The following is a 22,787-nucleotide window of genomic DNA, read 5'->3' on the forward strand; positions in this document are numbered from 1 at the left end:
CAGTTGGTCCGCCCAATTGGTGCCATGCATCAAATATAAATAAGGGGTGAGATATGGGGATTCGGACTTTTCTGGTCGGTACCGCCAGCGCCATCGCGCTGTTTTCCGGTGCCGCGCATGCGCAGGGAAGCGATGCTTCCGCGCCGGACGCCGATGCAAATGCCAGCGATATCGTCGTCACCGGCTATCGTGCCTCGCTCGCCAAGGCGATCGACGTCAAGCGTAACGCTGACGCGATCGTCGACAGCATTTCCGCCGAAGATGTCGGCAAATTCCCCAATACCAATGTCGCCGAAGCGCTGACGCTGGTGCCGGGCGTCACCGTCGACCGCCAGTTCGGCCAGGGCGAAAAAGTGTCGATCCTGGGCACCGATCCGGCGCTCAACCGCACCCTGCTGGACGGCCAGACCGTGGCGTCGGCCGACTGGTTCATCCTCGACTCGCCGGGCCGTACCTTCAACTATGCGCTGCTCGCGCCGCAGCTGGTCGGCCGGGTCGACGTCTACAAGTCGCCCGAACCGCGCATCGACGAAGGTTCGATCGGCGGCACGGTCAATGTCGTGACCCGCAAGCCGCTGGACCTGAAGCCCTTCACCATGGCTGGCCAGCTTGGCTATCTCTACAATGATCGCTCGAAGAAGGGCGATATCCAGGGGGCGGCGCTGGTCAGCTGGCATAATGAGGAAGGCACGTTCGGCATTCTCGCCTCGTTCCAGCGCGCCAAGGACCGGCTGCGCCGCGACGGCGTCGAAACCTATGGCACGATGAAGGCCGACCAGTGGGCTGGCGGCAATGCCGACAATCCGGTGGACTCGCGCGACAATGGTTGCGTCGGCGAATGCGCCACCACGCTGAGTAATAATCTCGACGCGATCAGCCCCAACGCCTTTGGCACCTCCTATTTCGAACAGGGCCGTGAGCGCCTGACCTATTCGGCCACCGCCCAGTGGAAGCCGGTCGACGAGCTAACCCTGGAAGCGAGCTGGCTCAAGATCGACGCCACCTACAACAACCTCAACCAGTCCATGTATGCCTTCCAGGGCAATACCTGGAACAGCCTGGGCGCGCTGACCGGGATCGAGGTCAATAACGGCATCGTCACCAGCGCGAGTTTCAAGAATGCGCTGTCGGTGCTGGACGTCCAGTATCGTGAAGCCGAGATGAAGTCAGATACCTATCGCGGCAAGGCGCGCTGGGACGGTGGCACCTGGGATCTGACGGTTGAAGGCGGCCTGTCGGACGCGGACGGCGGCACCAAGCGCCAGGTCTTCCTCGAATTCCTGAACTGGGCGGATTATACCGTGAATATTGGCGGTGCGCCCAAGTCGCCGGGTTCGCTGAGCTATGCCACCGACGTTCAGGGTAACCCCAATGCCTTCGTCACCGATCCGGGCTGGAGCGGCAACACCGTCACCAAGCCGACCAGCGACAAGGAGCGTTACGGCCAGGCCGACCTCGGTTTCGATTTCGACGGGGCGCTCAAGCGCATCCAGATCGGCTATAAATATCGCCATCACGAGACCGGCCAGCAATATGCGGGCATCGCGCTCAATGGTCTGGGCGTCGCGGCGGCGCAGTTCGATCCCAAGACGGTCGCGGGCAATTATCTGCGCGGCTTCAGCGGCGTGAACGATCAGATGACCGACCGCTTCATCATCAGCGGCCCGTCGATGGTCGACTATCTGGAAGGCCAGACGCTGCCGACCCCCTCGATCTTCGCGGCGGCCGAATTTACCGCCGGCAACTGGAACATCCAGGAAGATATCAACGCGGTCTATGCCCAGGCCAATTTCGACACCGGCACGCTGCGCGGCAATTTCGGCGTGCGCTATGTGAACACCAAGACCGACAGCGCCGGCTATGTCTGCAACGCCGGCGCGCCCTGCAACAGCGCGGCCGACTGGACCTGGCAGACGACCAAGCGCAGCTATGACAACTGGCTGCCCAGCGCCAACATCGCCTGGACCGCGCAGCAGGATCTGATCCTGCGCTTCTCCGCCGCCAAGGTGATGTCGCGTCCCAACTATGCCGACATGACCAATTATTTCTGGCTGTCGGACACGGTGCTGACCGGCGGTGGCGGCAACCCGAACCTGAAGCCTTATACGTCGGGCAATCTCAACGCCTCGGTCGAATGGTATTTCAAGCAGGGCTCGATCCTGTCGGCGGAAGTCTTCTACAAGGATATCAGCAACTATATCCTGCAGAAGACGGCGCCCGAGAGCTATTTCAACCAGTCGCAGGGCCGGGTGACGACCTATCAGATCAGCCGTCCCTATAATGCCGGTTCGGCCGAGGTGAAGGGTTTTGCCGTCGCCTATCAGCAGAACCTGCCCTATGGCTTCGGCATCCTTGCCAACTATACCTATTCGGACGGTTCGGGCCAGGATGGCCAGGATCTGCCCTATAATTCCAAGCATCAGGCCAGCGTCAGCCCCTTCTTCGAAAGCGGTCCGGTCGCGCTGCGCGCCACCTACACCTGGCGGTCGAAATATTTCACCGGCATCGACCGTGGCGACAATATGTTCGTGCGGGACTCCGACAATCTGGACGTGTCGGCGACCTATAATGTCACGCCGCAGATCGGCATCACCCTGTCGGGCATGAACCTGACCGACGCGGAATATTATGCCTATGCCAACACCACGGCACTGCCGCGCGGCGTCTATCGCTCGGGCCGCAAGTTCCTGGCGACGGTGAACTTCAACTATTGATTGCCTCGCCTGTCAGAAGGCGCATGACTTGAAGACGGCGGGACGGAACGCAACAGCGTCCGCCCGCCGCACGTCCCTTGTCGCGTCCGCGCGGCGCGGCAGGGGCACGCTATTTTCGGGAGCCTGTTTCGTGATCCGTGCCCGCCGCCTGACGCTGCTCGCGTCGCTGATGCTGTCCGGCATCGCCACCGCCCCGGCCATGGCCGAACTGCCCCGCCTGTTGCCGGTGCCCGCGCAGATGCGAGAGGGGCAGGGCATTTTTCTCATCAGCTCGACCACGCCGATCCGGGTGCCTGTCGGCGATGCCGCTGCCCGTAACGCGGCCGAGCGGTTCGCCGATCTGGTCGCGCGCAGCCGGGGCTTTCGTCCTCGGATCGAGACGGGTGGTGACGCCAGCAATGCCATAGTCTTTCGCCGAGCGAAGACCGGTGCGGCGGAATCCTACACCCTCGACGTCAGCGACAAGGGCGTCAAAATCGCCGCCGGCGACGATGCCGGCCTGCTCTATGGCGCGGTGACGCTGTGGCAGGCGATGACGCAGGATCAGGCCGCCGGCCCGGTGACGGTCGTGGCGATGCACATTGCCGATGCGCCGCGCTTCCAGTGGCGCGGGCTGATGCTCGACAGCGCCCGCCATTTCCAGTCGCCCGCCTATGTTCGCCAGTTGATCGACTGGATGGCAGTCAACAAGCTCAACCGGTTGCACTGGCATCTGGTCGATGATCAGGGCTGGCGCATCGAGATCCCCAAATATCCGCGTCTCACCGAAATTTCCGCCTGGCGTGTGCCCGCCGGGGCGCCCGGCGCGCCACCACTGCCCAAGGTCGGCGGCTTCTACACCCAGGCCGAGATTCGCGAGATCGTCACCTATGCCGCTGCGCGCGGCGTCATGATCGTGCCGGAGATCGAGATGCCGGGCCATGCGCTGGCGGCGATCCGCGCCTATCCTAAGTTCGGCATGGGCGTGCCGATCCCGCCGGGCGCGGAGTCCGACTGGGGCGTCTTCCCCTGGCTCTACAATGCCGATGATGCGACCTTCACCTTCCTGGAGGATGTGCTGACCGATGTGATGGCGCTGTTCCCGTCGCCCTATATCCATATCGGCGGCGACGAGGCGGTGAAGGACCAGTGGAAATCCTCGCCCGCGATGCAGGCGAAGATGAAGGCGCTGGGCATCAGCAGCGAGGATGCGATGCAGGGCTGGTTCATGCACCGCATCGACGATTTCCTGACGAAACATGGCCGCAAGCCGATCGGCTGGGACGAGATATTGGAAGGCGGCGCCTCGCCCCACGCCACCATCACCTCCTGGCGCGGGATCGAGGGGGCGGTGACCGCCGCCAAGTCGGGCCATGACGCGATATTGAGCCCGGCGCCGATCCTCTATTTCGACAATCGCCAGGGCTTCGGGCTGCTGGAACCGCCGGGGCGCGGCCATCTGTCGGACCTACGCAGCGTCTATGACTTCAATCCCGAACCCGAAGGGCTGAGCACCGCCGAGCAGCAACATATTTTGGGGCTGCAGGGCAATCTCTTCACCGAGCATGTCCGCACCGAGGAACGCGCCCAGTGGCAACAATTCCCGCGCGGCAGCGCGGTGGCCGAAATCGGCTGGTCGCCAGTTACGAGCCATGATTTCGCCAGCTTCATGGACCGGCTGGTGCCGCAGATGGCGCGGATGGGGACGCTGGGCCTGAAGCCCGCGATCAGCGCGCTGACGGTGACGGCGAAGACCGACTATGCGCCGGGTGACAAGACGGCGCAGGTGACGCTGGAGAGCCAGTCGGGCTTCCCGATCCATTATACGCTGGATGGCAGTGCGGTGACGCCGCGCGCGCCGGTCTACAAGGACGGCCTTAGCCTGCCGGTCGGCACTCGCTTGCGGGCCGGCACCGCCTGGCGCGGCGGGATGATGCCGGGCGCGATCGACATCGGCCTCGACGCGTCCTTCCTGCGCCGCCGCACCGACGAGCAACTGGCAAGCTGCGCCAACAAGGTCGTGCTCTCGCTGGAGGATGATGCCCCGGCGCAGGGCGAGCGGGCGCATTTCCTGACCGATATCCTTGAGCCCTGCTGGCTCTATGCCGACGCCCCGGTCGGTGGTGCGACCAGAATCGCGATCGACGTCGGCCAGCTACCGTTCAACTTCCAGATCGGCAAGGATCGCGACGCCATCCATTTCCGCGCCCCGGCGACCCCGGCGGGCGAAGTGGAAGTGCGCGCCGGCAGCTGCGAGGGCGAGCGCATCTCCGTGCTGCCGCTGGCGCCCGCGATCGGTAATCCGGAAGTGACCCGCCTGGTTGCACCGATCGCACCGCGCAGCGGCAAGGAGAATTTGTGCATCACCTATACGGCGAAGGATGTTGAGCCCCTATGGGCGATCAAGCAGGTGGAACTGATCCCATGAGCGGCATGATGGCCAGCGTGACGTTGCGCGCGCCCCTTACGGGCTGGCTGGCGCCGATCGAAAGCGTGCCCGATCCGGTCTTTGCCGAGCGGATGATGGGTGAGGGCTTTGCCATCGACCCGATCGAAGGCGAAGTCCGCGCGCCGGCCGACGCGACCGTGCTGACGGTGGCGCCGACCGGCCATTCGGTCTCGCTGCGTCTGGCCAATGGCGCGGAACTGCTGATCCATGTCGGTCTGGAGACGGTGACGCTTGCCGGCAAGGGTTTCGCGCCGCAGGTGAAGCCGGGCGATGCCGTTGCGGCCGGCGACCTGCTGATCGGTTTCGATCTCGATGCGGTAGCCGAAGGGGCCAAGGCGCTAATCACGCCGGTGGTGCTGGCGGGCGAGGGCTATGCGCTGTCACTGGAGCCGCTCGACCGGCTGGTCGGCTGGAATGATGGCGTCGCGCGGATCACGGCGCTGGCGCCGGTGGCGGCCAAGGGTGACAGCGAAGGTGACACCCATGAACGGGTGATGTGCGTCGACGCCCCCCATGGCATCCATGCCCGCCCGGCCGCGCGCATCGCGGCGCTGCTGCGCACCTTCGTCGCGCCGGTGTCGATCGTGCGGGACGGCAAGAGCGTCAATGCGCGCAGCACCGTTGCGCTGCTTGGCCTGGGCGTGCGTAGCGGCGATGAGATTATCGTCCGGGGCGAGGGCAGCGATGCCCGCGCGGCGGTCGAGGCGCTGGTGGCGCTGATCGCAGCGGGGCTGGGTGAGGAGGCGAAGGTCGATCATCCCGCGCCCGCACCCGTTGTCCCGCAGCATGGCCCGGTGACGGCTGCGCCGGGGCTGGCGATCGGACAGGTGGTGCAGCTGCGCGTCGCCGATGTCGACGTGCCGCGCGACGGGCAGGGCGGCGCGGCCGAACATGCCGCGCTCGCGCGGGCGATGGCGGCGGTCGATGCCGAATTGTCGGCGGGCCATGGCCTGGCGGCCGAAATTGCGGCGGCGCATCGCGCGCTGCTGGCCGACCCGGAACTGGCCGAGGCGTCCGGGCACCAGATCGATGCCGGGCGCAGCGCAGCCTTCGCCTGGCGCCACGCGACCGCCCAGGCAGCCGAGGCGATCCGTGCGACCGGCGATCCGCTGCTGATGGAACGTGTCGCCGACCTGATCGATATCGAGCGACAGCTGATCGCCGCGCTGCTCGGTACCGAGGCCAGCGCGGTGCCGACGCTGCCCCCTCAAAGCATATTGATCGCCGAGGATCTGCTCCCCTCGCAGTTCCTGGCGCTCGATAGGGACCGTCTGGCCGGAATCTGCACGGCGGCCGGCGGTCCCACTTCCCATGTCGCGATCCTCGCCGCGTCGGCCGGCATCCCGATGCTGGTCGCCGCTGGCCGGGATGTGCTGGCCATTGCCGAGGGGCGGACGGTCATTCTCGATGCGGACGGGGCCCGGATCGATGCCGATCCGGGCGTGAGCACATTGTCGGAGGTCAGCGCGCGGATCGCCGCCGCGCGCGAGCAGCGCAGCCGTGACCGGGCCCATGCCCATGCCGATTGCCGCATGGCCGACGGCACCCGGATCGAGATTTTCGCCAATCTGGGATCGCAGGCCGATGCCGCCGCCGCGGTGGCGGCCGGGGCAGAGGGGTGCGGCCTGCTGCGCACCGAATTCCTGTCCCTGGAGCGGGCGGAGGCGCCGGACGAGGCCGAGCAAAGGAATATTTATTCCGGTATCGCAACGACATTGGGCGATCGGCCGCTGATTGTGCGGACGCTCGACATCGGCGGCGACAAGCCGGTGCCTTATCTGCCGATGGCGGTTGAGGAAAATCCGGCGCTGGGCCTGCGCGGCGTGCGCCTCAGCCTCGCCCGGCCGGACCTGATGCAGGTGCAGTTGCGCGCGATCCTGCGCGCCGTGCCGGCAGGCCAGTGCCGCGTCATGCTGCCGATGATAGCCGACCTGTCCGACTATCGGGCGGTCAGGGCGATGCTGGACGCCGAAAAGGCGGCACTGGGCATCGATGCACCGGTACTGCTGGGCGTGATGATCGAGACGCCGGCGGCGGCGATGTTGGCGGACATGCTGGCGGCCGAGGCCGATTTCCTGTCGGTCGGCACCAATGACCTGACCCAATATACGCTGGCCGTCGATCGCGGCAATGCGGCGGTGTCGCACCGGATCGATGCGCTGCATCCCGCCGTGCTGCGCCTGATCCGCGAAGTCGGGCGCGGCGCGCAGCGCCATAGCCGCTGGGCCGGCGTCTGTGGCGGCGTTGCCTCCGACCCGCTTGCCGCGCCGATCCTGATCGGCCTTGGCATCACTGAATTGTCCGCCACACCGGCCGCCATCGCCCGGCTGAAGGCGGTGGTACGCACGCTCGACATGGGCCGCTGTATCGACCTGGCGGAGCGCGCTTGCGCCGCCGAAAGCGCCGCTGCCGTGCGCGACATGGCCCAAGGAGTCCTGGCATGAGCTTTCGTCCCGCCACCCTGCTGGCCCGGCTGCAACCCCTTGGCCGGGCGCTGATGCTGCCGATCGCGGTGCTGCCGATCGCGGCGCTGCTGCTGCGCCTTGGCCAGCCCGACATGCTCGCCATTCCCTTCATCGCGGCGGCCGGCGACGCGATCTTTTCCAATCTTGGCCTGCTCTTCGCCGCCGGTGTCGCCGTGGGCCTCGCCCGCGAAAATCATGGCGCGGCGAGCCTCGCCGGCGTGATCGCCTATCTGGTGACGACCGAGGGGGCGAAGGTGCTGCTGGTCCTGCCGCCCGACGTGGCGGAGGTGGCGCAGGCCGCCTGGCGCGCCAAGGAAATCGCCAAGGTCTCCGTGCCCGCCGGCATCCTGTCGGGCATCGTCGCGGGCCTGCTCTACAACCGCTTTTCCGACATCAAGCTGCCCGATTATCTGGCCTTCTTCGCGGGACGGCGCTTCGTGCCGATCGTCGCGGGGCTGGCCGGCCTGTTCGGCGCGCTCATGTTCGGCCTCGGCTTCCCCTGGATAGAGGCGGGGATCGATCGCCTCAGCCAATGGGTGGTGGCGGCCGGGCCGCTCGGCCTGTTCGTCTATGGCCTGCTCAACCGGTTGCTGCTGATTACCGGGCTGCACCATATCATCAACAATGTCGCCTGGTTCCTGCTTGGCGATTTCCATGGCGCGACCGGCGATATCAAGCGCTTCTTCGCGGGCGATCCGACTGCCGGCGGCTTCATGTCGGGCTTCTTCCCGGTGATGATGTTCGGCCTGCCGGCCGCCTGCCTTGCCATGTATCGCACCGCCTTGCCCGATCGGCGCAAGCGGGTCGGCGGCCTGCTGCTCAGTCTCGCGCTCACTTCCTTCCTTACCGGCGTGACCGAGCCGATCGAGTTCAGCTTCATCTTCCTGGCGCCGATCCTCTATGTCGTCCATGCGGTGCTGACCGGCCTGTCGATGGTCGTCATGGACGCGCTGGGCGTGAAGCTGGGTTTCGGCTTTTCCGCTGGCCTGTTCGACTATCTGATGAACTATGGCCTTGCGACCAAGCCGCTGATGCTGATCCCGGTCGGGCTTGTCTATTTCGCTGTCTATTATGCCACCTTCAGCTGGTGCATCCGCCGCTTCAACCTGAAGACGCCGGGGCGCGAGGATGAGCCCGCCGCTGCGGCCGAGATGCCAAGCGTGGCCGGTGCGCGCGGGCCAGCGATGGTCGCGGCGCTGGGTGGCAAGGCCAATGTCCGATCGGTCGATGCCTGCACCACCCGGCTGCGGCTGGTGCTGGGCGACAGCGCAATCGCCGACGAGGCGCGGCTGCGGGCGCTGGGTGCGCGGGGTATCGTCCGCCTGCGCGATGGCGGCTTCCAGGTGGTGCTGGGGCCGATCGCCGATCAGGTCGCGGCGGAGATCCGCAGCGCGCTGGCCGGGCATGATCCGGCGCCAATCGCTGGCACGTCCGATCTGGTCGCGCTGCTCAAGCGCGCCGGTGTCCGCGCCGTCGAGCCGCGCGGCACGCGTTTGCTGGTGCGCGTCGATCGCCCCGCTGCCGTGGATGCGGAGGCGTTGCAGGGCGCGGGGGTCAAGGCCTGGGTCTTGCCGGCATCGGCCGATGGCTGGCTGCACCTGATCCTGGGCGATCAGGCAGAGCCACTGGCGGATGCGTTGCGGGCTGCCTAGCCGAGTGCGATCCGGCGCGTGATGCCGATCGCATCGAGAAAGCGCTCGTCATGGCTAACGACCAGCAGGGCGCCGTCATAGCTGCGCAGTCCCGCTTCCACTGCCTCGATGGCTTCGAGGTCGAGATGGTTGGTCGGCTCGTCGAGGATCAGCAGCGGCGGCGGCGCGCTGCCCAGCACACAGGCCAGGCCCGCGCGCAGCATCTGTCCGCCGCTGAGGCTCGCGACGCGCTGTAGCGCAGCGCCGCCGCGAAAACGGAAATGGGCGAGCAGGGCGCGACGGCCATTCTCGTCCAGTTCCGGGTGCAAGCGCGCGAGATTGTCCGCGATCGACAGCGTGGGATCGAGCAGCGCAGCGGTCTGGTCGAGCACGGCGTGACGCATTGGCCGGTCGATCCGCCCGGCGAGCGGCAGTAATGTGCCGGCCATGGTCGCAAGCAGGCTGGTCTTGCCCGATCCATTGGGCCCGGTGATGGCGATCCGTTCCGGCCCTTCGACCAGCAGGTCGACATGTTCCAGCAAGGGCATGGCGGGATCATGGCCGACGCTGACATCGGTGAGGCGCAGGATGATCCGATCCGGCGCAAGGCCGGTCGAGGGCAGGGTAATGCGGATCGGTTCCAATATCTCGACCCGGCTGCGTGCGGCCTGCGCCTGATCCTCCGCCTCGGCGCGGAGCCGTTCCGCGACATTACGGCCGGCGGCGGAGGAGGCTTCCGCCTGGTTCTTGCGTGCGCCGATCAGGATGCGGGGCATGTCGCCGCGCGCGCCCTTGCGGGCGCCGGCTGCGTCGCGTCGCTGCTGTCGCTCGGTCGCGAGCTGGGCCTTGCGCGGCCTGCTTCACCTGTCGTTCCGCGATGTCGAGATCATGGGCGGCGGCGGTGAGTTCGACCGCCTTGCGCTCGCGATAATGGGACCAGTTGCCGCCATAACGCTGCGCGCCGAGGCCGGTGAGTTCGACGATCGCGTCGACCCGCTCCAGCAGCTCGCGATCATGGCTGACGAGGATCAGGCCGGCGCGCCAGCCATCGACCAGTTCGGCGACGGCCGCGCGCCCGGCCCGGTCGAGATTGTTGGTCGGTTCGTCCAGCAACAGGAAATCGGGGGCTTCTAGGATCGCGCCGGCAAGCGCGGCGCGGGTGCGCTGGCCGCCCGACAAGGTGCAAAGCCGGGTATCCGGCCCGGCATCGAGCCCGACCCGCTCCAGCGCGGCGTCGATCCGGCTTTCCAGCGTCCAGTCGGCATCGGCCAGTTGCTCGGCCGTGGCGTCGCCGCTTTCCGCCAGGCGCAGCAGGGCGATGGCATCGGCCACGCCCCACAGATCGGCGATACGTTCATCCGCGCCGAACTGCACGGCCTGGCGCAGGCGGGCCAGTCGGCCCTGCACGGTGATGCTGCCACTGCTGGGGGTGAGATCGCCTGCGATCAGACGCAGCAGGGTCGTCTTGCCGACGCCGTTGCGGCCGACAAGGGCGGTGCGTTCGCTCTGGAAACGAAGGTCCAGGCCGGAAAGGACGGACTGGCCGTCAGGCGTGGTCCAGCCGAGATTGGAACAGGATATGGCGGGCATGAGCATGAATTTCCCTGGCAGCGTTGCGGATCGGCATTGCGGTCAGGTTGAAATCCACGGCACGTCTCTTTTCTTGTGAATTGAGGCATCAATCTAGCTGCAATCGCCACCCTGTTCAAGCTCCGGGCGGCACAGGACAAACATCGGCATCGCGATAAACGGCGAAAAACCGCGCTTTTCTGCGGCCTGACGGGATGTTCCCGCTTGTCGGTGCGCATGCTGTCGCCGGCCGTGGACTTGTGCCGTCGGGCGCTGCTCCGCCATGGCAGGGCAGAACAAAGATTTCCTCGGAGGGGAACCATGAGCATAGCCGTCTTCGACTGTTCGGACATCGACCAATATCTCGGCAAACCGATGCAGCCTGCGCGGATGCGCGAGCCGATCCACAATAATGACATTCGCCGTTGGGCGCAGGCGATGCATTATCCCAATCTGCTGCATTATGATGCCGATTATGCCGCCGAAGGGCGCTGGGGGCGGCTGGTCGCGCCGCAGAGCTTTGCCGTGACGATGGATGATGGCCATGGCGCCGGGCCGGCCTGCGTCGGTTCGATTCCCAATTCGCACCTGCTGTTCGGCGGCGACGAATGGTGGTTCTATGGTCCGCGCATCCAGGGCGGTGACCTGGTCCATAATGAGCGCATTCCGTTCGACTATACGGTCAAGGATACCAAGTTCGCCGGGCCGACCTGTTTCCAGCGTGGCGACAATAATTATTACAATCAGAATGGCGAACTGATCGCCAAGCAGCGCTCCACCTCGATCCGCTATCTGGCCGAGGCGGGGCGCGAGAAGACGACCGATGTGGTCGAGGGCACCGAAGATCCGGTGTGGAGCGACGAGGAACTGGCGCAGATCCAGGATCGCAAGTTCGACTGGGTGCAGATGCTGCACGAACTGGGCCATGGCAAACGTTATTGGGACGATATCCAGATCGGCACGGCTCTGCCCGAGCGCGTCATCGGCCCGCACAGCATTGCCAGCTTCACCACGGAATGGCGCGCCTATCTCTTCACCATCTGGGGCGGCACGCACCGGCGTACCGATCTCGATATGGAGGCGCTCGGCTTCGTCAAGGAAATGGCGGGGCATGAAAATGACCCGGTGATGGAGCGGATCAATCCGGAACTGACCGATGGCGCCTATTTCGGGCCGTCGCGCGGCCATCTCTTCCCGCGCTGGGCCCGCTTCATCGGCATGCCGCGGGCCTATGGCTATGGCGCGTCGATGGGCGCCTGGATCGTCGATTATCTGGCGGGCTGGGCCGGCGAATGGGGCATGGTGACCCATTCGGTCGCCTCCTATCGCGGGCCGGCCTTCACCGGCGACATCACGATCATGACCGGCACGGTGGTCGACAAGTTCGTCGACGATGACGGTCGCGACGTGGTGCAGATCGACGTCCGCATGGTCAATCAACTGGGCACGACCCTGGCGACCGCCAAGGCGGAAGTTGCATTGCCGCGCAAATAAGCGCGGCAATGGCCGCGGCGCGCTTTTGCGGCTCGCGGCGCCAAGATGTTGAAGCAAAAAGGGGATTTTCCTGCGTGCGACGAACGGTGCGTCGCACGCAGCGCCCGCAATGCCGCAACTTCTTCGAATTTCTAAAGATTTTGTTAACCATTTTACTCTAGGTTTTCCTTGGATATCAGGGAGAACAGGGCCATGCGCTCCGACGCAGAAAGCCTTCTGGCCCGGCTGGGGCGCCGGGATTTTCGCTATCGCGAGTTCGCGGACAGTTTCGCGGACATGGAATTGTGGCCGATCTTCGAGGCCCTGCTGACCGACCCGCGCGTGGTTGGACGCCCCCTGTCCAAACTGGAAGCGCGCGAGGCGGAAGCCGTGCTGGCGATCCGCCGCGCGGAGCCGGAACAGCCTGCGCCCGCACCCCGCGCCAATGTGACCAGCATGTTCGACGCCTATCAGGACGCGCCGCCATCCGCTGCGCCGCGCGGCAATCTGCGCGATTTCCTGGGCCATCTGTCGAACGACCCCGACAAGCGAGATTATTGATGCCGCTGATCCTCTGTCATTCGCCCAAGGGCGGCGTCGGCACCAGCTTCATCGCGGCCCAACTGGCGATCCATCTGGCGCAGCGTGGGCATGATGTCAGTGCGCTCGACTTCACCTATCAGGATTCTCTCAAGCTCTATTTCGGCCTGACCCCGGCCCAGGGCCTGCCGGAACTGAACGACGGCAGCGCCGACCAGATCGCGGTGTCGGGCGTCGCGCTCTTTTCCGCCTATGGCCTGCGCCGTGACGCGACCTTCCAGGATTTGCTGGGCAAGCCGGATCATTCGCCGTTCGCCGGCAAGAAGATCTTCATTGCCGATGTGGCGGCGGGTGACCGCGAGACCAAGGACATGCTGTTGCCGCATGCCGCCCTGCATGTCTGCCCCCTGCATCCGCGTCCCGGATCGCTCGCGGCCCTGCCCAAGGTTGAGCCGGGCACGGCGACGATCGATCTCGCCAAGACCGGGTTCGTGCTCAACCATCTCGACGATACCCATCGCCTGTCGCGCCACACCCATATCTTCCTGCGCGAACTGTTCGGCAGCAAGCTGCTCGGCACGATCCGCCGTGACGAAGCGGTGAACGAGGCAAGCGCGATGTTCGAGCCGCTGGCCCGCTTCGCGCCGGCCAGCGTGGCGCTTAACGACCTGCGCCGGCTGGTGACGACCGTGGAACAGGCGGCCGGGCTGGTCGAGGCGGCCGAGGAGGCTACTTCGTGAAGGGGCGGCAGGCGATCCTGAGCAACGGACTGCTGGTGCTGGCCGGGCTGTTTGCCCTGCTGGCGATCACCGTGCCGCTCGATCTGGAAGCGCAGTGGATCTTTGCCGGCATCACCATTGTGGGCGCGACCATATTGGGGCGCATGCGCAGCCGTCGTGCCCTGCTGGTGCTGGCGATCCTGTCGATGATCGTATCGACCCGCTACATGTTCTGGCGCACCACCGAGACGCTGGAGTTTGGCACCCTGGCAGAGTTTCTGCTGGGGTCGGGCCTGTATCTGGCCGAAGTCTATGCCTGGCTGATCCTGGTGCTGGGCTTCCTGCAGACTGGCTGGCCGCTCGATCGTGAAGTGGTCGAGATCGAGGGCGAACCCGATCAATGGCCCAGCGTCGACGTCTATGTCCCGACCTATAATGAAAGCCTGGAGATCGTCCGCAACACCGTGTTCGCGGCGATGGACATGGACTATCCGGCCGATCGCTTCCGCGTCTTCATCCTGGATGACGGGCGCCGGCCGGAGTTTCAGGCGTTCGCGCGCCAAGCCGGCTGCGGCTATCTGACCCGCGGCGACAATCTTCATGCCAAGGCCGGCAACCTCAATGCGGCGATGAAGAAGACCAATGGCGAACTGATCGCCATCTTCGATTGCGACCATGTGCCGACCCGCGCCTTCCTGCAGATGACCGTCGGCTGGTTCCAGCAGGATCCCAAGCTGGCGCTGATGCAGACGCCGCACCATTTCTATTCGCCCGATCCGGCCCAGCGCAACCTGGGCACGGTGCGCGACCTGCCGGGTGAGGGCGACCTGTTCTACGGTGCGGTCCAGTCCGGCAACGACCTGTGGAACGCGACCTTCTTCTGCGGTTCCTGCGCCGTCATTCGCCGCGATGCGCTGGCCCAGACCAACGGCTTTGCCGGCGAGACGGTGACCGAGGACGCCCATACCGCGTTGAAGTTGCAGCGCATGGGCTGGAATACCGCCTATATCGGCGCGCGCCTGTCCGCGGGTCTCGCGACCGAGCGGCTGGTGCTGCATATCGGCCAGCGCATCCGCTGGGCGCGCGGCATGACGCAGATCCTGCGGATCGACAATCCGCTGTTCGGGCGCGGCCTCAATTGGCAGCAGCGGCTTTGCTACCTGAATGCGATGCTGCATTTCCAGTTTCCGCTGCCGCGCATCGTCTTCCTGACCAGCCCGCTTGCCTATCTGATCTTCGGCCAGAACATCATCCATGCCTCGGCCTCGCTGATCTTCGCCTATGCGCTGCCGCATCTGGTCTGTTCGATGACGTCGTCGGCGAATACGCAGGGCGGGGATCGCCGGCCGTTCTGGGGCGAAATCTACGAGACGATCCTGGCCTTTCACCTAGCGCGCCCGACGGTCATGACCTTCTTCCAGCCGCGCAAGGGCAAGTTCAACGTGACGGACAAGGGCAGCCTGCTCGACCGAACCTATTTCGACCTGTCGACGGTGCGCCCGCACCTGATCTGCATCGGCCTCATCATCTTCGGCATCGGGCTGGCGATCGTGAAGCGGGTCTTCTTCCCGCATCTGTTCAACATCCAGACCGATACGCTGGTGCTGAACGTCGTCTGGGCCGTGTTCAGCCTGATCATCCTGATCGCCGCCGTTTCGGTCGCGCGCGAGACGCGGCAGGCGCGCGAATATATCCGCATCGTCACCGAATTGCCGGTCACCCTCTACATGGCCGATGGCTATGTTATCGACGCGACGACGATCGACATTTCGATGGGCGGTGCCGCGATCGCCGTGCCGCCCGACTTCCCGCTGCGCGACCGGCGTGTCGCCTATATGTCGCTGCCGATGGGTGACGAGAAGCTGACGATCCCGGTCGAAATGGTCCGGTTCGATCGGGGCGAGGTCAATCTGCGCTTCCAGGAACTGGACATGATCTCTTCGCGTCACCTTGTCCGCGCGGTGATGGGCCGTGCCGATGCCTGGCAGCCCGCTGCCCCCCGCAAGCCGGTTTCGGCCCTGCACTCTCTCTGGGATATCATCGTGGTCGACTATATGACCCTCAAGCGCCTGTTCCGCCTCAACCGCACGGAGCGCCGCAAGCAGAAGAAGGCCGTTCGCCTGGCCGCCGCGGCGAAAGCCGCCAAGCAGGCTGCGGCCGCATTGCTCGGCCTGGCCGCGATCGGGACGCTGCTGCTCGCAGGCAGCGGTCACGCCTTCGCGCAGGCGGCGCAGGCACCTGCCGCGACGCTGGCACCCGCCACCGCAGCGGGCGTGCAGAAGCAGCGGCTCAGCTTCCGCGACCTGCAGGTCAAGATGCCGATCCGCCTGGCCGGCACACGCGGCGAAATCGGCATTCCCTTCGGCATGCGCCGCAACGAGGTGGTGACCGACAGCAGCCTGACGCTGAATTTCGCCTGGTCGCCGGCGATGCTCGGCGATCTCAGCCAGCTGGTCGTGCTGCTGAACGGCGAGGTGGTCCGCACCATTCGCCTGACCCCGGCGGAATCCGGTGGTCAGAACATCACCATTCCGGTCAATCCGGCGCTGTTCCTGCCGGGCGACAACCAGCTCAACCTGCGTTTGGTCGGCCATTATGCGCGCGATTGCGAGGATCCGTTCCACAGTTCGCTCTGGGCCAATATCAGCAATGTCCGGTCCTGGTTCGACCTCAGCGTCCAGACGCTCCCGATGGCGCCGGACCTGGGCCGTCTGCCCGGTCCCTTCTTTGACCGGCACGACAATCTGCCGTTGCGCCTGCCCTTCGTCTTCGCCGGCACGCCGCGCGCGGGCGAGCTGGAGGCGGCCGCCAGCCTCGCCTCCTGGCTGGGCGCCCAGGCCAGCTATCGCGGCTTCTCCTTCAAGCCGGTCTACAACCAGATCCCGACCGGCAATGCGATCCTGTTCGCGACGCCGGACCGGCCGATCGCCGGCCTCAACCTTTCGATCACCGGACCTAGCGCCACGGTCATCCGCAATCCGCGCGACACGTTCGGCGAATTGCTGGTGGTGATGGGCCGCAACGCCAGCGAGTTGAAGCTGGCCGCTGCGGCGATCGCCAGCGGCCGCGGCGTGCTGAGCGGCGCGCGGATGAATTTCGATGGGGTTCGCATCCCGACCTATGCGCGCTATGCCGCGCCGCGCTGGCTGCGCACCGACCGCCCGGTCCAGCTGGGCGAGATCATGGATGCCAATGCGCTGCAGGGCATGGGCCTACCGCCTGGCCCGTTGTCGGCGCGCTTCCGGGTCGCGCCCGACCTCTTCTTCTGGCCGCGCCAGGGTGGTCGCCTGGACCTGCGCTACCGCTATCCGGCGGCCAAATGGCTCGATCGTCGTGCCTCGCGCCTCGACGTCTCGATCAACAACCAGTATCTGCGCACGCTGCCGCTCGCTGGGGCTGGCTGGTGGGACAGCCTGTTCGGGGCGCAAGGCGCATCGTCCAACGATTCCAGCGCCTCGATCGTGCTGCCGCGCTACAATCTGTTCGGCCAGAACGAGCTGATCTTCGACTATAATCTGATCATTGCCGACAAGAAGAAATGCGAAGGGACGCTGCCCGAGAATGTCCGGGTCAGCGTGCGTCCGAGCAGCAGCATTGACCTCAGCCGCGCCTATCACGCGCTGCACATGCCCGATCTCGCCACCTTTGCGGGCGCCGGCTATCCCTTCACCATTCGTCCCGACCTGTCGGAAACCACGGTTCTGATGGGCGGCCAGCCTTCGGCCGGCGCGGTCGAGGCCTTCCTGGTGCTGATGGGCCGCATGGGCGATTCCACCGGCGCGCCAGTGACCGGTGTCGTCGTCGCCAACGCGGTCGATGGCGAGCGACTGCAGGGCAGGGACATCATCGTCATCGGTGGCAGCAGCGTGGCGGGTTCCGACCAGCTCTTCGCTGGCGCACCGGTCCGTTATGAAAATGGCCGGCTGCAGGTGACGGAGATGAGCCCGATCCAGCGCATCTTCGCCTTCTTCTCGCCGTTCGATCGATCGGGGGATGGCGAAGCGGACGCGTTCGTCACCTCGTCCAGCGGTTTTGCCGGCATTGTCGGCTTCGAATCCCCGTTCGAGGGTGGTCGCAGCGTCGTGGCCCTGCTGGCGGACGATCCGCGCGCACTGCCCGATCTGGTCGGCGGCATGGCCGATGCCAAGATCAACGCCCAGATCCAGGGCGACCTGGCCGTCACCAGCGGCGACGGGATGAGCAGTTTCGCCGTTGGGCCCGGCTATTGGGTCGGCTATCTGCCCTTCTGGATGAAGGCCGCCTTCTGGCTGAGCCAGCGCCCTCTGCTGATGGCCGCCTGCGGCCTGCTCGCGGCGCTCATCCTCGCCGGGCCGCTCTATCTCTATCTCAGCCGGCAGCAGCGCCGTCGCCTGAGCAAGGAGGATGAGGCATGAGCCCCACCCTCCGTCTGCGTATCACCTGCGCCGCCCTGGCGCTGGCCTGCATGGCGCCGATGCCCACGCTGGCCGATGTGCCGGGCGTTGCGCCGCTGATCCAGCAGGGCCGCTATTGGCAGTCCAAGGGGCGACAGGATCTGGCAAACCAGGCCTATCGCCGGGCGCTGGCGCTCGATCCCAATAATGCCGAAGCGCGCAAGGGGCTGGCCGGCCCGCCGCCCAAGGCACAGCCGGCACCCAAACCCACGCCCGCGCCAGCGCCGGCACGGCGCGCCGAAGCGACGCCACGGCCCACGCCCACGCCGGCTGCGGCTCCCTCGGCGGCAAATCGGACGCAGACGGCGCGCCCGAGCGGCAATGCTGGCGGCGGCGCGTCGCGCGCGAGCGGTTTCAAGGCTCTCGACGCCAATGATCTGGATGGCGCGGAGCGCGCGTTCGAGCGCGCCGTGGCGGCCAATCGCAATGATGCCGACGCGCTGGGCGGCCTTGGACTGGTGCGCCTGCGCCAGGGGCGCTTTGGCGAAGCGCGTGACCTGCTCGATCAGGCGTCGCAGCGCGGTTCTGCCGGGCAATGGGCGCAGGCGCTGGCCTCCGCCCGCTTCTTTGGCGGGCTGGCCAATGCGCGTGCGGCGCTGACGCAGGGCCGGCTTGGCGAAGCGCAGGCCGATGCCGAGGCGCTGGTCCGTTCCGGCTATCCGCAGCGTGGCCCGGCGCTCGAATTGCTGGCCGATATCTATGAGCGGCAGGGGCGCTATGCCGATGCGGCAGACCTCTACCGGCAGGCAAATGAAGGAGCCAAGCAGTCCGATGGTCGGCTGGCGAGCCGGGCCGCGCGCGATCGCGCCCGTGCCGCGGCCGCGCGCGGCGATGATGTCACCGCCGAACAGGAATTCCATTCCGGCCTGCTGCTGGACCAGCAGGATCCGTGGATCCGTTATGAATTTGCCCGCTATCTGATCCAGCGCCAGCGCCTGCCTGAAGCGGAATCGCTGATCAACTCACTGGGATCGTCGAGCGACCCGGACTGGCTCTATGCGGCAGCGCTGCTGAACGCCGATCGCGGCCGGGCGTCGGCCGCCGATACGCTGATGGCGCGCATTCCCGAAATGCAGCGCACCGAACAGATGCGCAATTTCGCCGTCGGCCTGAAGGTGGACGGTGCGATCGAGCGGGCCAAGGCGATGGCCGCGCAGGGCCGGCAGGCCGATGCGCTGATGGCGCTGCGCCAACTGGCCGCGACCCCCGGCATCGACCCGACCAAGCAGGCTGCGGTGGCCGATGCGATGTTCGAACTGGGTGACCGGGAAGGAGCGGCGCAACTGGCGCAGCAGGCGCTGACCGCCGGCACCATCACCGACCCGGCCGGCTACGAGCCGATCGTGCGCGTGCTGGCCAAGACCGGGCGCGATGCCTTTGCCACCAGCGCCGTGCAGCGCGCCGCGCAACTGGCGGGCAATACGCCCGACGGCCAGCGTGTCGTCGCGCGGATGAACGGCATCATGGCGGCGTCGCAGGCGGATCGGCTGCGGCTCGCAGGCCAGAACGCCCAGGCCTTCGACCTGCTGCAGGGCGCGTGGAACGCTGCGCCGGGCAATCAGGAAGTGCTGGCCGCGCTGGCACGGCTCTATCAGTCCGGTGGCATGCCGGCCCAGGCGGCCCAGACCTATCAACTGGTCCTGGTCCAGTCGCCCAATGACAAGGGTGCGCTGATGGGCCTGATCGAGACGGCGGGCGCAGCGGGCGACAAGGATCTGGCACGCGCCACGATCGAGCGCGCCTTGCAGCAGTCGCCCAATGATTATCAGATCTACATGGCGGCGGCGCGGATGGAGCAGGCGCGGGGCGACGAGGGCGCCGCATTGCGCTATCTGAAGCGGGCGAAGGAAGTCTATGCCGCGCAGAGCGGCGCAGGCAATGTCACTGCCAGCAATCCCTTTGCCGCGACGATGCAGGGCAACAACCCGTTCCGCAACCAGTCGGCTGCGGCCGCCCCGGCGGCGGTCAATCCGTTCGCGCTGGGATCGGGCGCGCGGCTGGCCGGACAGGCGCCGTCACCGGCAGGCATGGCGTTCGCGCCGATGCCGCAGGCTGGCGAAGCCGGTGGCTTCCCGCCCGCTGTCGTGGCCCAATCTGCGCCGATGCCGGGCGGCTATCCGGCCGTTGGCGTGCCGGCGTCTGCGCCGGGCGGATCGATGATGACAAGCGGCGATCCGGTGATGGATCGTATCCAGACCGAGATCCGAACCCTGACCCGCGACAGCGGCCCGCGCGCCGAACTGCGCACCGGCTATCGCGAGCGATCGGGTGAAGCGGGGCTGAGTGAACTCAAGGAACTGACCGGATCGGCCGAAGTCTCCACCAGCCTTGGCAACGGCCGGATCAAGGCGAGGGCGGAAGCCGTGGTTCTGGATGCCGGTCGTCCCAGCCGGTCGGGGCTTGCCCGCTTCGGCCGCAATGCGACGCCCGAGGCGCAGGGGATCGTCGATCAGGAGGAGTCCGCACTGGTGGACGCCGATACCCAGCATGCGTCCGGCGTGGCGCTGTCGGCCGCTTATGAGACGCCGCTGCTGAAGCTGGAGGCTGGCGTCACGCCGCTCGGTTTCGAGGATAGCGACGTGACCTGGCATGCGGCGATCAGCCCGCGCTTCTCGCCCTATGCGACGGCCCGCGCCTGGTTCGAACGCAAGCCGGTGACCGACAGTGTCCTGTCCTATGCTGGCACACGCGATCCCGTGACCGGGGCGATGTGGGGCCAGGTGATGCGGACCGGCGGCGGCGCATCCTTCTCCTATGATCAGGATGGGGCGGGGGTCTATGGCGACCTGTCCTATTATAAATATGCCGGGCATGACGTCCGCAAGAACCATGGTTTCCAGGCCAATGTCGGTGGCTATCTGCCCTTCTATCGCGGCGATCGGTCGTCGATCACTGGCGGCGTCAATGTGAACTATCAGGATTTCGACAATAATCAGAACTACTTCACCTACGGCTTTGGCGGCTATTTCAGCCCGCAGAGCTTCTTTAGCATAAGCCTGCCGGTGCGTTATGCCTATGCGTCGGACCTGCTGGAGGTGAAGGCGGGCGTGGCGCCTGGCTATCAGAGCTACAGCCAGGATCAGGTCAATGTCTATCCGACCGATCCGGCGGCACAGGCGGTGCTGGATGGCCTCAAGGCCCAGAACAGCGACGTGCGCTCTTATTATGACAGCCTGAGCAAGACCGGCTTTGCCCTTTCGACGGACGGCTCGATCTATTATCGTGTCAGTCCCAGCACGCGGGTCGGCGGTGAGATGAGCATCAACACCTTCGGCAGCTATGACGAGTTCAAGTCGCTGATTGGGATCAAACAGTCTCTGGGAGGCAATTGATGATCCGGGAAGCCGTGGAATATCAGCCCGCCGAAACCGATCAGTGGACGATGGACGGGCTGTCGCTGCTGACCGCGATGATTGGCAGCGAGGTGTTCGGCACCGCGACCCGTGGCCAGGCTGACGCCTTTTTCGGCGCAGTCGGTCGGCGCATCGCGTCGCTGCTTCAGGTCGCCGACATTTCGGACGGAGACGCGCTGATGGCGCGGATCAACCGGCTGTGGCGGACGTTGGGCTGGGGTGAGGCGCAATTGCGGATGACGGACGATGCAATCATGATCCAGCATATCGGCTTGCCCGAAACGCTCCAGGGCGATGTCGATGGCCGCTGGGCGGACATGGCGCCGTCGCTGCTGCGTGGCGCCTATGACGCCTGGTTCCGGGCGCTGGGCGGCGGCGCGGACCTGCATACATCCGTGCTCCAATGGCGCGACGGCATCATGGAAATACGCCATGGGCGTTGACCGGCGTGCGTTGCTGATGGGGATGGGACTGGTTTTCACGGCAGCCTGTGCCAAGGCGCGTCAGCCGCGGGGCAGCAGCGTGACCAATGGCGACTGGGCCCGGTTCAAGGCCGCCTTTCTCGATCCGTCGGGCCGCATCGTCGACAATGGCAATGGCGGTGTCAGCCATAGCGAGGGGCAGGGCTATGGCCTGGGCCTGGCATTGTGGAACGATGACCGGGAAGCGTTCGACGCTATCCTGCGCTGGACCGATAGCAATCTGGTCCGGCCCGACATGGCGCTTTACGCCTGGCGCTATGACCCGCGGCAGCCCAATCCGGTGGCGGACACCAATAATGCGACCGATGGCGACCTGTTCATCGCCTGGGCACTGGCCGAAGCCGCGAAAAGCTGGGGCGAGGGGCGTTATGCCACCCGCTCGGCCGAGATCCGCGCTGCGATCCGCCAGCATCTGGTGCTGGAACGCCATGGGCGCAAATTGCTGCTGCCCGGCCTGCAGGGCTTCGTCACGCCGGAGGCGGTGACGCTCAACCCTTCCTATTTCGTCTGGCCTGCGCTCGACGCCTTCCGCCGCCTGGATGGGGAGGCGGCCTGGGGGCGGATCATCAGCGACAGCGAAGCGCTGATGGCGGCGGCGCAATTCGGTCCGCTCAAGCTGCCGACCGACTGGGTCGATGTGACGGGGCATGACATGGTGGTGCCGGCCGTGGGCAAGCCCGCCCGTTTCGGCTTCGACGCGATCCGCGTGCCGCTCTACGCCCAGGCCGGGCGCCGGGCTGCGCTGCTGAAGCCGATCCGGGATTATTGGCAGGGCTATGTGACCCGGCAACAGCCGATCCCGGCCTGGGTCGATGTCCAGTCCGGGGAGGTCGCGCCCTATGCCCTGTCGGCGGGTGGCATGGCGATTGCCGGCAAGATCATGGGCCTGCCGCAACCGGCAGGCCTGTCGACCGACTATTATGCGGCCTCGCTGCAGATGCTGGCCGGCAAGCTCGCCTGATCGGGGCTGAGCTGGTGGC

At 66.2% G+C, this 22,787-nt stretch carries 11 protein-coding genes and 1 pseudogene; 11 read left to right on the forward strand and 1 reads right to left on the reverse strand.

All coding sequences use genetic code 11. The features are described from left to right. Positions 1-53 precede the first annotated feature (53 nt). From HH800_RS07345 to nagE, 4 genes are all read left to right on the forward strand, one after another. The gene (locus tag HH800_RS07345) at positions 54-2,714 is read left to right on the forward strand and encodes a TonB-dependent receptor (RefSeq protein ID WP_169860661.1); all 2,661 of its coding nucleotides are present in this window, start codon (positions 54-56) and stop codon (positions 2,712-2,714) included. Positions 2,715-2,844: 130 nt separating this feature from the next. After that, the gene (locus tag HH800_RS07350) at positions 2,845-5,121 is read left to right on the forward strand and encodes a beta-N-acetylhexosaminidase (protein ID WP_169860662.1); all 2,277 of its coding nucleotides are present in this window, start codon (positions 2,845-2,847) and stop codon (positions 5,119-5,121) included. Next, complete coding sequence (gene ptsP, locus HH800_RS07355; RefSeq protein ID WP_169860663.1) at positions 5,118-7,586, forward strand: phosphoenolpyruvate--protein phosphotransferase; 2,469 nt, start codon at positions 5,118-5,120, stop codon at positions 7,584-7,586. The genes HH800_RS07350 and ptsP overlap by 4 nt, the downstream gene beginning before the upstream one ends. After that, on the forward strand, positions 7,583-9,259 hold the full coding sequence (gene nagE, locus HH800_RS07360; protein WP_169860664.1) for an N-acetylglucosamine-specific PTS transporter subunit IIBC: 1,677 nt from the start codon (positions 7,583-7,585) through the stop codon (positions 9,257-9,259). Before ptsP ends, nagE begins: the two co-directional genes overlap by 4 nt. Here nagE and HH800_RS07365 read toward each other — a convergent pair. Further along, positions 9,256-10,834, reverse strand: a pseudogene (locus HH800_RS07365) (ABC-F family ATP-binding cassette domain-containing protein). The gene nagE and the pseudogene HH800_RS07365 sit on opposite strands and share 4 nt — an antisense overlap. A gap of 294 nt (positions 10,835-11,128) precedes the next feature. Here HH800_RS07365 and HH800_RS07370 point away from each other — a divergent pair. The 7 genes from HH800_RS07370 to HH800_RS07400 all read left to right on the forward strand — a co-directional run bounded on the left by HH800_RS07370 (position 11,129) and on the right by HH800_RS07400 (position 22,768). Further along, a complete protein-coding gene (locus HH800_RS07370) occupies positions 11,129-12,301 on the forward strand; it encodes an FAS1-like dehydratase domain-containing protein (RefSeq protein ID WP_169860665.1) in 1,173 nt (390 codons plus the stop codon). Positions 12,302-12,493: 192 nt separating this feature from the next. Beyond that, positions 12,494-12,841 (forward strand): hypothetical protein, encoded by a 348-nt coding sequence (locus HH800_RS07375; protein WP_004212463.1) that lies wholly within the window; start codon positions 12,494-12,496, stop codon positions 12,839-12,841. Then, entirely contained in the window at positions 12,841-13,560 is a 720-nt protein-coding gene (locus tag HH800_RS07380) for a ParA family protein (RefSeq protein WP_004212465.1), read from the forward strand. The genes HH800_RS07375 and HH800_RS07380 overlap by 1 nt, the downstream gene beginning before the upstream one ends. Then, positions 13,557-17,933, forward strand: coding sequence for a UDP-forming cellulose synthase catalytic subunit (bcsA, locus tag HH800_RS07385; RefSeq protein ID WP_169860666.1), 4,377 nt, complete (start codon positions 13,557-13,559; stop codon positions 17,931-17,933). The genes HH800_RS07380 and bcsA overlap by 4 nt, the downstream gene beginning before the upstream one ends. Continuing rightward, positions 17,930-21,304, forward strand: a complete 3,375-nt coding sequence (locus HH800_RS07390) for a cellulose synthase subunit BcsC-related outer membrane protein (protein WP_169860667.1) — start codon at positions 17,930-17,932, stop codon at positions 21,302-21,304. The genes bcsA and HH800_RS07390 overlap by 4 nt, the downstream gene beginning before the upstream one ends. Beyond that, positions 21,304-21,768, forward strand: coding sequence for a cellulose biosynthesis protein BcsD (bcsD, locus tag HH800_RS07395; protein ID WP_169860668.1), 465 nt, complete (start codon positions 21,304-21,306; stop codon positions 21,766-21,768). Before HH800_RS07390 ends, bcsD begins: the two co-directional genes overlap by 1 nt. Then, positions 21,758-22,768, forward strand: coding sequence for a glycosyl hydrolase family 8 (locus tag HH800_RS07400; protein WP_169860669.1), 1,011 nt, complete (start codon positions 21,758-21,760; stop codon positions 22,766-22,768). Before bcsD ends, HH800_RS07400 begins: the two co-directional genes overlap by 11 nt. Positions 22,769-22,787: the final 19 nt, after the last annotated feature.

The sequence above is a fragment of the Sphingobium yanoikuyae genome (assembly GCF_013001025.1).
In the GTDB taxonomy this organism is placed as follows: Bacteria; Pseudomonadota; Alphaproteobacteria; order Sphingomonadales; family Sphingomonadaceae; genus Sphingobium; species Sphingobium yanoikuyae_A.